The sequence below is a fragment of the Maribacter litoralis genome, from assembly GCF_003075045.1.
In the GTDB taxonomy this organism is placed as follows: Bacteria; Bacteroidota; Bacteroidia; order Flavobacteriales; family Flavobacteriaceae; genus Maribacter; species Maribacter litoralis.
On the sequence record NZ_QCZD01000002.1, the window covers coordinates 272609 to 286403 of the forward strand.

Genomic DNA, 13795 nt, shown 5'->3' on the forward strand with positions numbered 1-13795 from the left:
ATAAATGACTTCAATCGCTGTTTATCCTTTGAGAACACAAAAATTACTGTGCCGGTTTTAAAAGCTTTGGTGCCGTTATTTATAAAATCTATTCTATGCGTTATATAACGTTATTAATACTACTTTTTTCATTTTCCGGTTTGCAAGCGCAGACATATGAAGTGGGTATTTTTGCAGGTGGAGCCAATACTATCAGTGATGTGGGTAGAACTAACTATATTTTACCTTCTGATATTGCTTTTGGGGGATTGTTCAAATGGAATATTAGTAAAAGATATGCGTGGCGGGGTAGCCTAACTTATGGGCAGTTTACCGCAGATGACAACAAATCTAGCTCTACAGCAAGACAGCAAAGAGGGTATGTGGTCGATAATTCTATTTTAGAAGGCTCGGTAGGATTGGAATTTAATTTTGTTGAATATAATTTACATAAACTAGGTCCTGCATTTACACCATACTTATATACGGGTCTTACCTATTTTAGATATGATTACCAGTATTTTAACGGTGGGGTTTTACAAGAAATTAATCAAAAAGAAGGAAGCTTTGCCGTACCAATGACGGTCGGTTTTAAGTATCGTATCAATCAGTTTCTTATTTTTGGTGGCGAAATAGGGGCTAGGTATACCTTTACGGATAACTTAGATGGTAGTAATCCAGAAGGTTCTAACTTTGAAGAATTCCAGTTTGGAAACATATTTAGTGATGACTGGTATGTTTTTTCGGGTTTAACCTTAACCTATACTTTTGGCAGAAAGCCTTGTATGGATTGTTTTGAGTAATTATAAAGATGAGCGATAGTAACGAAATTGATAAGTTGAATGTTCCAAAGCACCTTGCCATTATTATGGACGGTAATGGTAGATGGGCAAAGGAACGTGGTAAACTTAGGGTTTTTGGTCATGAGCATGGCGTAAAAACCGTTAGAATTGTTGTAGAACAATGCGCTCAATTAAAAATAGATTTTCTTACATTATATACTTTTTCAACTGAAAATTGGAACAGACCAAAGGTAGAGGTGCAAACACTTATGCGCCTTTTGGTTTCATCTTTAAAGAAAGAACTTAAAACTTTTAACAAAAATAACATACGTTTAAATACCATTGGTAATATAGATGCCTTGCCTGCAAAAGCTTATAAAGAGTTGGTTGATGTAATGGACCAGACTAAGCAAAACACAGGGATGACATTGACTCTTGCCCTTAGTTATGGGGCTCGCGAAGAGCTGCAATCTATGGTGAAAGAGATCAGTACCAAAGTTAAAAATAATATAATTTCAATTGAAAACATTGACCAAGACATTATAAATAGCCATCTTTACACGCATGATTTGCCTGACGTAGACTTACTTATCCGTACTAGTGGAGAACATCGGATCAGTAATTTTTTATTATGGCAGATAGCTTATGCGGAGTTATATTTTATTGATGTATATTGGCCTGATTTTAGAGAGCATCACTTAGTGGAGGCCATCAAGAACTACCAGAACAGAGAACGAAGATTTGGAAAAACTAGCGAACAACTCACTTAAAGATATGACTAGGTTCATATCCTTGAACCAATTTTTAACCACCCTTTTATTTTTAACCACCTTTATCGCCGCTGCACAGGATTCCTATGAAGATGGCAAAAGTTATATTTTGGGAGGGTTAGATGTAACTGGTCTTCAAAGTTATAACGAACAAACGGTTAAAACTTACACAGGTTTAAGAGTTGGGCAACCAATTACTTTACCAGGAGAACAAATTAGTGAGGTCATTAAAAAACTATGGGGTCTTGAACTTTTTAGTGAAATAGATATTTTTATTACTAATATTGAGGAGAATACTGTTTTCTTAGAACTGAATATTATAGAAAGACCTACCCTTAGTAATGTTAAGTTTTATGGGGTTAAAAAAGGTAAGCTTGAAAGCCTTATTCAAGATACAGACCTTAAAAAAGGAAAAAAGATCACTGAAAGCTTAATTTCCAACTCTAAAAACTACATCACCAATAAGTACAAAAAACAAGGCTACTTAAATGCCGAAGTTAATATTGCCACTTCTAAAGATACGACAGGTACTAACACCCAATATATGGTTGTTAATGTTAAAAAGGGTGATAAAGTAAAAATTAGAAGTATTGATTTTGAGGGTAACGAACAATTATCCGACAAGAAATTACGCAAAGCATTAAAAAATACAAAGCAGAAGAAATTAGGTAGATTCTGGAAAAAATCGAAATACATTCAAGAGGACTATGAAGAGGATCTTGATTTGTTGATCGATAAATTTGCTGAAAACGGTTATCGCGATGCTCGTGTTATATCAGATTCTGTAATAAGGGTAGATGAAAATAATATCGATTTAAAGATAACAGTAGAGGAAGGTGATAAATACTACTTTGGTGATATTGATTTTGTTGGTAATACCGTATACACCGATCGTCAATTAAACCAAGTGCTTGGTATTAAAAAGGGCGATACATATAACGGTGTATTAATGCGTGAAAGAATTGCCGATAATTCTAAACCGGACCCTAATGATGTCACTAGTTTGTATCAAAATAATGGTTATTTGTTCTCGACTATTAATCCTGTAGAAATTTCTGCCGCTAATGATACTATTGATTTTGAAATTAGGATTATAGAAGGTAAAGAAACGTTTTTAAATCATGTAACCGTTTCTGGTAATGATAAGACAAATGACCATGTCATCTATCGTGAACTGCGTACAAGACCAGGTCAAAAGTATAATAAGGCAGATATTATCAGAAGTATTCGTGAACTAGGTCAGTTGGGCTTTTTCGATGCTGAACAAATTACTCCAGATGTATTGAACGCCAATCCTAATGAGGGTACTGTAGATTTAGCTTGGAGCCTGGTAGAATCTGGGTCAAGTCAAATTGAACTACAAGGTGGTTATGGTGGCGGTGGCTTCATTGGTACTTTGGGGCTGTCATTCAGTAACTTCTCTATTCAGAACTTATTTAATGGTGAAAAGTATAAACCGGTACCAATGGGTGATGGACAAACCTTTGCACTGCGTTTACAGGCAAGTCAAACGTATAGAGTCTATAGCTTAAATTTTGCTGAGCCATGGTTGGGTGGTAAAAAGCCGGTACGTTTTAACCTTAGTATGTCTAGAACACAGCAATTTGCTGCTCAATATGATAGCAGTGGAGATATAGATGTTAAAAAAGATCAACAATTTTCTATTACGGGTATTACTGCTGGTTTGGCAAAACGTGTACAATGGCCAGATGATTTCTTTACCATTTCACATTCCTTAAGTTACCAGTTATATGATTTTAGGAACTATAATATTGGTCTATTCAACTTTGGTGATGGTAAGGCAAATTCATTAGCGTATACTTTTGGTATCTCAAGAAATGCGACACAAGGTGGTAGAATTTTCCCAAGAGGTGGTTCTAATTTTGAGATTAGTGCCAAGTTTACGCCACCATGGTCTTTATTCAGTGATAAGGATTATAGAGAATTGAAAGATAGATCAGATGAGTTAGAGGATCAAAAGAATTCTGTTGGTTTAACATCAGTTGAGCAAGCTGAATTAGAAGATTTAGATCAAGAGAGATTTAGATGGTTAGAATATTATAAGGTGAAATTTAAGGGAGACTGGTATACTACTTTGGTAGATAAATTAGTTCTTCGTAGTAATGCTGAATTCGGTTTCTTGGGTAACTATAATAGTGCCGTTGGTGATGTGCCTTTCGAAAGGTTTTACGTGGGTGGTGACGGTTTAGGTAACTTTACATTAGATGGTAGGGATGTTGTTCAATTAAGAGGTTACGACAACCAATCTATTACTCCGTATTCAGATGGAGCAACTTCACCCGATGGTGCATTAATTTATAATAAATTCTCTTTAGAGTTAAGATATCCGTTAACATTAAAACCTTCTGCATCTATTTATGGACTAGCATTTTTAGAAGGTGGTAATGCCTTCAACAATTTTCAAGAGTTTAATCCGTTTGAATTAAAACGATCGGCCGGTGTGGGGCTGCGTATCTTTATGCCAGCATTTGGTTTGTTGGGTATTGATTTTGGTTATGGGTTCGACGAGGATCTTGTACCAACTTCTGCAGGGCAAGGGCCAAGCGGATGGCAAACACACTTCATCATTGGTCAACAGTTTTAATTTTCATTGAATTATTACAATCGTTCAATATGCTAATTCTTTAGTTTTAAAAGATTTAGTAATTTTGGCACGATATTTTCTATAGGATTAAACGACATTAACAATGAGTACAAAAACAAAAGTTCTATTATTAGTTTCGGTCATTTTTATGACACTACAAGGGTTGGCCCAAAGAGGGGTGAGAATGGCTTATGTAGACATGGAGTATATTTTAGAAAATGTCGAGGAATATAGAGATGCGACCGAGCAACTGGAAACTAAAGTACAGCGTTGGAAAATTGAAGTTGAGCAAAAACAAAGTATCGTTGAGCAAATGAAAAAGGATTTGATGGCTGAAAAAGTGTTGTTGACTCCAGAACTTATAGAAGAACGTGAAGAAGAAATACAGATTTTGGAACGTGAAATGATCGAGTATCAACAAGATCGTTTCGGACCGCAAGGTGATTTAGTACTGCAAAAAAGAAGACTTATACAACCTATACAGGATCAAGTTTTCAATGAAGTACAAAAAATAGGAGCGAATAAAAAGTATGATTTTATTTTTGATAAATCTGCGGATGTTGTAATGTTGTATTCCGAAAAAAGGCACGATATTAGTGATTTAGTGCTTAGGGGTATTGCTAGAACAAGAAAAATTAGCAAACCTGCTAAAAAGTCAAATGATCGTAGTAGATTAGATGATTTTGAAGGTGAAGAAGAAGAGGTAGTAAGTGAAGCCTTACAAGAGCGATTAGATAAAGCGAATCAAGCAGCTGAAGCTAGAGAGAAAAGTGCTGCAGATGCTAAAGCAGAGCAGCTAAAATTACGTGAAGAGCGTAAGAAGGCTTATGAGGAAAGAAGAAAGAAATTACTAGAGGAGCGTGAAGCTAAAAGGCAAGCGAAATTGAAAGAAAGAAACGAAGGTAAAGAAGAAGATAATAACGAAGAAGAAAATAGCGATACCGAAAAAGATGATAACGGTACTATTTAAATAGGTTTAACGACCGTACATTAACACTCAAAATTGAATTAAAATTACACTCATGAAACAAGTAAAACAAATTGTGGTAGCCTTATTGTTGTTTGTAGCAACGACAAGTTTTGTAAATGCCCAAAGTAAAGTAGCTCACATAGATGTTACTAAATTATTATCTGCAATGCCTGAGATGAAGGCAGCAGAAGCAGAGCTCAAAAAATTACAAGAGACTTATAATGCCGATATTGAAGGTTCAATGACAGAATTGCGTAACAAGTACACGCAGTACCAAAATGAAGCGGCATCTAAGTCTAAAGAAGAAAATGAAAAAAGAGCTATAGAATTACAAGGTTACGAAAAGAATATTGGTGAGGCGCAACAAAGAGCTCAACAAGAATTTCAAAAGAAACAAGCTGAGTTGTTTGCTCCTATTTCAGAAAAGGCCAAAGCAGCTATTGAACAAGTAGCCGCTGCTCAAGGTTTTGATTATGTTATCGATGCTCAAGCAGGTGGTGGCTTAATCGTTGCAAAAGGTAAAGACCTTTTGGCAGATGTTAAAAAGCAATTAGGTTTCTAAATTGAAATCAAGAATATAAAAAAAGCCATCTAATTTAGATGGCTTTTTTTATATCCCTATTTTTCTTCTAATATTTGTCCATCTTAGGTTTCTGATAAACTTACCTTCTTCTTCGGTAACCAAGTACTCATCTTGATTATGACTTGCATTCAGAAAGCCGGTCATGTTGTTCCAGAAAGATTTGATAGACTTGTTCTTCATGGCCATCTTCAAAGAGGCTATAGCGGTTATAATAAAGCCATATCGCATGCTGTACATCGCTTTGCCCTGTAGTCTTTTAGCTTTTGCGTTATAAGCCTTTCCTGTAGGGCGTAAATGCTTTACTTTAAGTAGGTCTTCAGTATGTGTGGTGTAGCCGTGAAACTTCGCTAAAAGCTCGTCTACGGTATCCCAGCCCATAGCGCTCTTTAATCCACCAATCTTTTTAAAGCAGTTTTTAGAATATGCTTTTATGGCTCCCCTAATATGGTCTTTGTCCATTGGGTGGTTGAGGATCCATTCACCATGGCTATTCTGTTCATAAATGAATCCACCACAAATTCCTATGCGTGTATCATTGCTAAAATGAGATGATATCACTTCGAAATAATTTTTAGGTAAAATTAAATCGGCGTCAAGTTTAACTATAAAATCATAATTTTCATCAAGCAGTTCAAGCCCTTTGTTGAAGGCATTTACAACTTTGCTTCCGGGCATGTGCTTAGTAGAAGATATTGAATTTAGTTTTTTGAACACGCTATTTTTAATGGCGTATTCATCTATGATGTTCTCGGTATTATCAGTTGAATTGTCATTGACAAGAATTACTTTTTTGGGTGCCAATGTTTGTTCCAGAATGGAGTCTAAGGTGTTTTTCAGAAAGTCCTCTTCATTGTGTATGGGAATAACCACGTAGTAATCCATATGCTTATAGATACATTATTTTCTGGTAGCGTATACAATATAATATCTTGGTGTAAACAATCTTAAAAACGGTCTAAATCCAAGTTTCTTTACAGGATTGGTCCATTTCATGGTATCTTGAATTTCCCAACCGGCTTTTTCTAGAAGCCAATCAAACTGCCAATCTTCAAATTCATGGTAATGTCTATCCCACTTATCGGTTTTACTTCTATATGCAGGGGAAAACCAGAGTTTTAAAGGAATACTGGCCACTAATTTTTCAGATTTTGTATTAGATAAAAGATGTAATGGGGCTAAAAGATGTTCAAATATTTCAAAGGCGGTTAGCACTTCTGCATCGGTAGAGGTAACAGCGCTGAAATCAAAATCTAAATCTTCACCATTGGTATTGCTTACTTTATAACCGTCTTGTCGCATTATATCCGTAAACGGATTTTCTACTCCTAAATCCAAAATTGACTCAGAAGTATTGATATGTTTTCGTAAAAACTGAAGCGTATGTTTGTAGCGTTTGTTCGGAAAGCTGTTTTCGTACATGTTTAAATTCTGTATACCATTGCATTGACGTTCATTCCCGCGCCAACACTAGCAAAGATAACAACATCTCCCTTTTTAATTTCCTGATTTTCTAATTTACCTTCTTTTACCATGTCGAATAATGTGGGTATAGTAGCAACCGAGCTATTGCCAAGCTTTGAAATACTCATGGGCATGATGCCTTCTGGCATCTCTCTGTCATAAATTTTGTAGAAGCGTTTTACAATGGCCTCGTCCATTTTTTCATTGGCTTGGTGAATAAATATCTTTTTCACCTCATCAATTTTTACTCCGCTGTTATCAAGGCAAGATGCCATTGCTGACGGTACGTTGGTTACGGCAAATTCATAAATTTTTCTACCGAACATTTTTATGTAATAGGCTTTCTTTTCATCTTCTTTGTTATATGTATCGCCAAAGAATAGAAAGTTTGCTTCATCATTGGCAAAAGTGGCAGATTCGTGCGCAATAATTTCACCGCCATCATCAGATTTTTCAACTATGGTAGCACCTGCACCATCAGCATAAATCATGGAGTCCCTATCATAGTCATCAACTATTCTAGATAATGTTTCGGCACCTATAACCAAACATTTTTTGGCAATACCACTTTTTATAAAAGCATTGGCCTGGATCATACCTTCTAGCCAACCTGGGCAACCAAAAATTAAATCATAAGCGACACATTTAGGGTTTTTGATTTGCAATTTATGTTTAACCCTTGTAGCTAAACTTGGCAGTGTGTCCCCTTGAATATAACCGTCTTTTAGGTCTCCAAAATTATGGGCTACGATGATATAGTCTAGGGTTTCTTTGTCTAACTGTGCATTGTCGATTGCTTTTTCTGCGGCAAAGTAAGCAAGGTCGGATGTGTTATATTCTTTGGGGGCATATCTTCTTTCTTCAATACCTGTTATGGCTTTGAATTTCTTTATAATAACCTCATTATCTTGCTTAAATGCAGTACCGTCAAGATTTAAAAAATGATGGTCGTTAAAATCTTTATTGGAAATTTTTAGTTCGGGAATATAGCTTCCTGTTCCTGTAATTGATATGCTCATTTTAAAAAATTGTATTGTAATCGAAATGTAGTGAAATTGAAAATTATTTTATATGCATGCATAATAAATTTTACGATGCTCAATACGGTTTTCTTTGAATTATTTGAAATAAAAAAGCCTTTTCAAAATACTGAAAAGGCTTTGTAGTATGGGTTTATCCGGGTTATTCCGTTTCCATGTAAGCTTCAATAGGAGCGCATGTACAAATTAAATTACGGTCTCCATATGCATCGTCAACTCTTCTTACCGAAGGCCAAAATTTATTCTCGGCTACATAAGGTAATGGAAAAGATGCTTTTTGTCTTGAATAAGGAAAATTCCACTCATCTGTAGTGGTCATCTCTAAGGTGTGTGGAGCGTTCTTAAGTACATTGTTGGGTTCGTCTGCACTAGATTCATCTATTTCTGCACGAATGGACGCCATAGCTTCACAAAACCTATCTAATTCCGCAAGATTTTCACTTTCTGTAGGCTCTATCATCACTGTACCTGCTACCGGAAAAGATACGGTTGGTGCGTGAAAACCATAATCCATAAGGCGCTTGGCAATATCTGTAACTTCTATGCCATTTTTCTTAAATGGTCTACAGTCTAAAATCATTTCATGTGCTGCACGTCCTTTTTCCCCTGTGTATAGAACATCGAACTTACCTTCAAGCTTATGTTTGATATAGTTGGCATTTAAAATTGCGATTTTTGTGGACTGGGTCAGACCTTGTTCTCCTAGCATTTTAATATATCCGTAAGAAATAAGGCAAACCAATGAGCTTCCCCAAGGGGCTGCTGAAATAGCCGTTATTGCATCTTCACCTCCAGTTTCTATTACTGGATTTGAAGGTAAAAAAGGAACTAATTGAGGAGCAACACATATAGGGCCAACACCTGGACCGCCACCACCGTGAGGTATGGCGAAAGTTTTATGTAAGTTTAGATGACAAACATCTGCCCCAATAGTTGCAGGATTGGTCAACCCGACCTGTGCATTCATATTTGCACCATCCATATAAACCTGGCCACCATGATCATGTATTATTTTGGTGATCTGTTTAATCGATGATTCAAAAACACCATGGGTAGATGGGTATGTAACCATTAACGCAGCTAACTTATCTGAATGTAGTTTTGCTTTTTCTTCTAGATCAGCAACGTCAATATTGCCTTTTTCATCGGTTTTTGTAACCACAACCTTCATACCTGCCATTACTGCAGAAGCAGGATTGGTGCCATGTGCAGATGAAGGTATTAAACAGATATTTCTTTCTGACTCTCCTCTAGATTCATGATAAGCTCTAATGACCATAAGCCCTGCATACTCACCTTGAGCTCCTGAATTAGGTTGTAATGATGTGTCGGCAAAACCTGTAATTGTAGATAGGTCTTTGGCAAGTTCTTTCAATATTATTTGGTAACCTTCCGCTTGGTCAACCGGTACAAAGGGATGAATATTGCCCCAATTAGCTGAGCTTAGCGGTAACATTTCACTAGCTGCATTCAATTTCATGGTACAGCTACCCAAAGAGATCATACTATGGTTCAGTGCCAAGTCCTTACGTTCCAATTTTTTAATGTAGCGCATTAATTCCGTTTCCGAGTGGTAAGAATTAAATACCTTGTTCTCCATAAATGAACTGGAACGCTCGATGTTTTCTGGTATAGAAGTGGTATTCAATAATTCCGTTACCTCAGATGATTTTTTGCCTAAAGCTTCGGCAAAGATTTCAATAATCTGGTTGAGGTCTTTAATAGAAGTTGCCTCATTTACTGCTATTGAAATGGTATCATTATCAACGTAGTAAAAATTGACCTCGTTTGCCTCGGCAATTGGTCGTACTTTTTTTGCATCTGCTTTTACGGTAATTGTATCAAAATAAGCAGTATTCAGTTGGTAAAGCCCCAAATTTTCAAGTGCATCTGTCAATGTAACGGCAGTAGCATTAATTTTAGAGGCGATATATTTAAGTCCTTTTGGACCGTGGTATACCCCATACATACCTGCCATAACCGCCAATAAAACTTGAGCGGTGCAAATGTTTGAGGTAGCCTTATCTCTTTTTATATGCTGTTCCCTGGTTTGTAGTGCCATTCTTAAAGCAGGCTTACCATCGGTATCTTTGGTAACACCAATAATTCTACCGGGAATATTTCTTTTAAATTGCTCTTTGGTTGCAAAGAACGCTGCGTGAGGACCACCGTAGCCTAATGGAATTCCGAAACGCTGCGTGGTTCCCACAACCACATCAACACCAAATTCCCCTGGTGGCGTCAACAAGACCAAACTCATAATATCGGCGGCAACCGCCACTTTAATGTCATTTTCCTTTGCTTTGGCAACGAAACCTGAATAATCGTAAACTTGTCCGAATTTGCCAGGATATTGTAACAATGCACCATAAAAACCGGAGTCAAAATCAAACTCATCATGGTTGCCAATTACCAATTCTATACCTAAAGGAAGTGAGCGTGTTTTAAGAAGGGATAATGTTTGTGGTAATATTTCTTCAGAAACAAAAAATTTGACCACTCCGTTTTTTTTCTGATCTCTACTTCTAACATCAAAAAGCATGGTCATAGCTTCTGCAGCAGCTGTACTTTCATCTAACAACGAAGCATTTGCCAGTTCCATCCCTGTTAAATCTGAAACTATGGTCTGAAAGTTTAAAAGTGCTTCTAATCTACCTTGTGCTATTTCTGCCTGATATGGCGTGTATGCAGTATACCAACCTGGGTTTTCTAGAATATTTCTTTTGATCACTGAAGGAATCAAACTTTCATGATACCCTAAACCGATATAGGTTCTGAAAACCTTGTTCTTTTTTGACAACTCCTCCGTGTGGGCAAGAAACTTATGCTCACTCATGGCAGGATCAAGTTGTAGAGGCTCTTTTAAACGAATATGATCTGGTATGGTCTCAAAAATAAGCTGTTCCAAATTTTCAACACCTACCGTGTTGAGCATACTGTTTAAATCTTCTTCCCTAATGCCGATATGGCGTAGAGCAAACACGTCAGTCTTCATAGATACGATTGTTATATAAAGTGCAAAATTACCACTTTTATGTGTTTAATTTATGGTAGCCAAGGTACCTATTGATGAAAGTTTTTAACCAAAACAAGGGGTTATAAACACTTTACCTATTTTTGTTTAATGACCGTAATCAAAAAGATTTTTGATTTTTACTTGGATGCCAGTATTCACGTGTCTTTAGGTATATTCAGTTTAGCGCACGTTACAGCGTTGACATTAAACATTAATGTACCAAAAGAGCTATATTTTTTTATCTTTTTTGGGTCTATTGCCTGCTATAACTTCGTAAAGTTTGGGGTAGAGGCAGAGAAGTATTTTCTTGTTACCAATACATATCAAAAGAATATTCAATTTTTTAGCTTGGGATGTTTGCTCGTTGCTGGTTACCAATTGCTGTTCTTGTCGGAAAGAGTATTTGTCGGGTTACTCATTTTATCGGCAATTACTGGTTTGTACGCGCTTCCGGTTTTGCCTAAACATAAAAATTTTAGAAGTCTTAGCGGATTGAAAATTTTGATTGTAGCAGCCGTTTGGGCTGGCACTACAGTAATTTTACCTGTTCTTTCTGAGCTTGGCGCCATAACCTGGAACGTAAAGGTAGAAACGGTTCAGCGGTTTCTTTTTGTACTTATACTTTTGGTGCCTTTTGAAATTAGGGATTTAAAATATGATAGTTTAATTCTTAAAACTTTACCACAAAGAGTGGGTGTAAAAGGTGCAAAAAATATAGGATATATATGGATTGGACTTTTCTATGCCGCAACGTTCTTAAAATCAGATTTTAATACTCAGCATTTTATAGTAAAAACCTTGTTGAGCTTAATTTTAGTTATAGTGGTTTACTATACAAAAAAAGATCAAGGAAAATATTTCTCATCTTTTTGGGTAGAGGCGATACCTTTGTTATGGTGGTTGATGTTCGTTATTAGTTTGAAATTAACTATTTAACTTTGTTAAAAGTTTCTTTCATCCTTTTCTTTTCTTCATCAGACAGAACAGCTAGCCTGGCTTGATTACAAAGCGATGTTAATTTTGTATTGTCCTTACTGTGCTTTGCACAGGTTTTACAAATAAATAAATGAAACTTCAATTTTATCCTTTCCCATAAAGAAGCTTCTTTGTACTGGGCCTTATCGCAAATTTTTGCAGCCTTCTCACATGAAATCATCATAATTAAAACCAATTTTGATTTAAACAACCCATTAAGCTAGTTCTAGCTCTATGTATCATTACCCAAAGGTTAGACGCATTAATTCCTAAAGCATTACAAATATCTTCAGTTTCCATTCCTTCAATTGTTTTCATAGTGAAAACTTGAGCTTGTTTTTTGGGTAATTTTGATATGCAGTTTTGAATTGCCAATCCTAATTCTTCATTTTCAATAGCGCTATTTTCGAAATTGCTATTAGGGTCTGCTATACGTTCTTCTAGCCAATCTCCTTCGGCATCGGTCTGCGAGCTATAGCTCATACGTACTTCTGCTTTTCCTTTTTTTGAATTTATTTTTCGGTAGTGATCAATGACTTTACGCTTAAGAATAGCGATCAACCATGTGCGCTCGGCAGCGTCGCCCTTAAAATTTTTAGCAGATTTTAATCCTGCAATAAAGGTATCCTGTACAAGGTCTTTTGCAATTTCTGCATCACTTACCCTAGTTACGGCATAATTAAAAAGGTAATCTGCATACAGATCTACCCACTTGTCTGGATTGAGGTTTTGTATTTCCATTTTTTTTCTGCATTTCAAAAGTAATTTAATTTTAGGTATTATGTTTACTTTTGATAACAAACACTTTACTCATGAGGAATATACTGTTATTTGTTTTAATTATTAGCGGTCAGTTGGCTTTAGCTCAAATGGATTCACAACCAATTACTGAATTTAAAGGATTTGATGATGCTAGTGAGCTATTATTGGATGTAAGAACTCCCAAAGAATATAACCAAGGTAGTATTGATGGGGCAATAAATATTGACTGGCTATCCAATGAGTTTAATGAAAAGGTTACAAAGCTGGATAAGGATAAAAAAGTATATGTGTTTTGTAAGAAAGGTGGTAGAAGCTTAAAATCTCAAGCAAGATTGGCGGAGTTAGGTTTTACGAATGTTGTTGACTTACAAGGAGGTTATGATGCTTATTCAAATAAGAATTAATCGGTTTTCATTTTAAACGAATTATCTGATTGCTTCTAAATTTCTAAAGTTCAGCAAGAATTTTGGTCAATTGGTTGTCTCTTATTGGTTTTACTATGTAATCCTTTACTTCGCTTATTTCTTTTGTTTTGTCAAAATCTACTAAATCTACCGAAGATGATAAAATATACACGGTTATCTTTTTGACCATTTCGGGAATTAATTTTACGTATTGCTGCATAAACCCGTAACCGTCCATAACGGGCATATTTATGTCTAAGAAAATGATATCGGGCAATTCATGGTCGTTATTGATATTGGCTTTTAAAAAGGTCATTGCTTCGGCTCCGTCGGTAAACGGTATAATATTATTTACAGATTTATGAACTTGTAAGGTGTGTAGAATTGTGTATTGAAAAACATCATCGTCATCTATAATGCAAACATTTATATTGTTGTTCATCTTGTT

Annotated in this window: 13 protein-coding genes; 7 read left to right on the plus strand and 6 right to left on the minus strand. The window is 35.9% G+C overall.

The genetic code is table 11. The features are described from left to right. Positions 1 to 95: 95 nt before the first annotated feature. From porG to DCS95_RS08480, 5 genes are all read left to right on the plus strand, one after another. Complete coding sequence (gene porG, locus DCS95_RS08460; RefSeq protein WP_116770372.1) at positions 96 to 782, plus strand: type IX secretion system protein PorG; 687 nt, start codon at positions 96 to 98, stop codon at positions 780 to 782. A gap of 8 nt (positions 783 to 790) precedes the next feature. Continuing rightward, on the plus strand, positions 791 to 1531 hold the full coding sequence (locus tag DCS95_RS08465; RefSeq protein WP_116770373.1) for an isoprenyl transferase: 741 nt from the start codon (positions 791 to 793) through the stop codon (positions 1529 to 1531). A 4-nt stretch (positions 1532 to 1535) separates the two neighbouring features. Beyond that, positions 1536 to 4136 (plus strand): BamA/OMP85 family outer membrane protein, encoded by a 2601-nt coding sequence (locus DCS95_RS08470; RefSeq protein ID WP_116770374.1) that lies wholly within the window; start codon positions 1536 to 1538, stop codon positions 4134 to 4136. Positions 4137 to 4239: 103 nt separating this feature from the next. Next, the gene (locus tag DCS95_RS08475) at positions 4240 to 5106 is read left to right on the plus strand and encodes an OmpH/Skp family outer membrane protein (RefSeq protein WP_116770375.1); all 867 of its coding nucleotides are present in this window, start codon (positions 4240 to 4242) and stop codon (positions 5104 to 5106) included. A gap of 52 nt (positions 5107 to 5158) precedes the next feature. Then, positions 5159 to 5668 (plus strand): OmpH/Skp family outer membrane protein, encoded by a 510-nt coding sequence (locus tag DCS95_RS08480; protein WP_058103886.1) that lies wholly within the window; start codon positions 5159 to 5161, stop codon positions 5666 to 5668. Positions 5669 to 5716: 48 nt separating this feature from the next. Here the strand turns inward: DCS95_RS08480 and DCS95_RS08485 are convergent, their stop codons facing one another. From DCS95_RS08485 to gcvP, 4 genes are all read right to left on the minus strand, one after another. Continuing rightward, positions 5717 to 6571 (minus strand): glycosyltransferase family 2 protein, encoded by an 855-nt coding sequence (locus DCS95_RS08485; protein ID WP_116770376.1) that lies wholly within the window; start codon positions 6569 to 6571, stop codon positions 5717 to 5719. 15 nt (positions 6572 to 6586) lie between these two features. Next, positions 6587 to 7108 (minus strand): methyltransferase, encoded by a 522-nt coding sequence (locus DCS95_RS08490; RefSeq protein WP_116770377.1) that lies wholly within the window; start codon positions 7106 to 7108, stop codon positions 6587 to 6589. A gap of 2 nt (positions 7109 to 7110) precedes the next feature. Then, positions 7111 to 8169: a 3-oxoacyl-ACP synthase III family protein gene (locus tag DCS95_RS08495; RefSeq protein ID WP_116770378.1), complete on the minus strand. Its 1059-nt coding sequence runs from the start codon at positions 8167 to 8169 to the stop codon at positions 7111 to 7113. 163 nt (positions 8170 to 8332) lie between these two features. Beyond that, the gene (gene gcvP / locus DCS95_RS08500; protein WP_116770379.1) at positions 8333 to 11185 is read right to left on the minus strand and encodes an aminomethyl-transferring glycine dehydrogenase; all 2853 of its coding nucleotides are present in this window, start codon (positions 11183 to 11185) and stop codon (positions 8333 to 8335) included. A 129-nt stretch (positions 11186 to 11314) separates the two neighbouring features. On the opposite strand from gcvP, the gene DCS95_RS08505 reads away from it, so the two are divergent. Continuing rightward, positions 11315 to 12142, plus strand: a complete 828-nt coding sequence (locus DCS95_RS08505) for a UbiA prenyltransferase family protein (protein ID WP_116770380.1) — start codon at positions 11315 to 11317, stop codon at positions 12140 to 12142. A 225-nt stretch (positions 12143 to 12367) separates the two neighbouring features. Here DCS95_RS08505 and DCS95_RS08515 read toward each other — a convergent pair whose 3' ends face one another. Beyond that, entirely contained in the window at positions 12368 to 12922 is a 555-nt protein-coding gene (locus DCS95_RS08515) for a sigma-70 family RNA polymerase sigma factor (RefSeq protein WP_116770381.1), read from the minus strand. A 71-nt stretch (positions 12923 to 12993) separates the two neighbouring features. Here DCS95_RS08515 and DCS95_RS08520 point away from each other — a divergent pair, with 71 nt between their 5' ends. Further along, positions 12994 to 13347: a rhodanese-like domain-containing protein gene (locus tag DCS95_RS08520; protein WP_116770382.1), complete on the plus strand. Its 354-nt coding sequence runs from the start codon at positions 12994 to 12996 to the stop codon at positions 13345 to 13347. Between the two features lie 43 nt (positions 13348 to 13390). Here DCS95_RS08520 and DCS95_RS08525 read toward each other — a convergent pair whose 3' ends face one another. After that, a complete protein-coding gene (locus DCS95_RS08525; RefSeq protein ID WP_116770383.1) occupies positions 13391 to 13789 on the minus strand; it encodes a response regulator in 399 nt (132 codons plus the stop codon). Positions 13790 to 13795 lie beyond the last annotated feature (6 nt).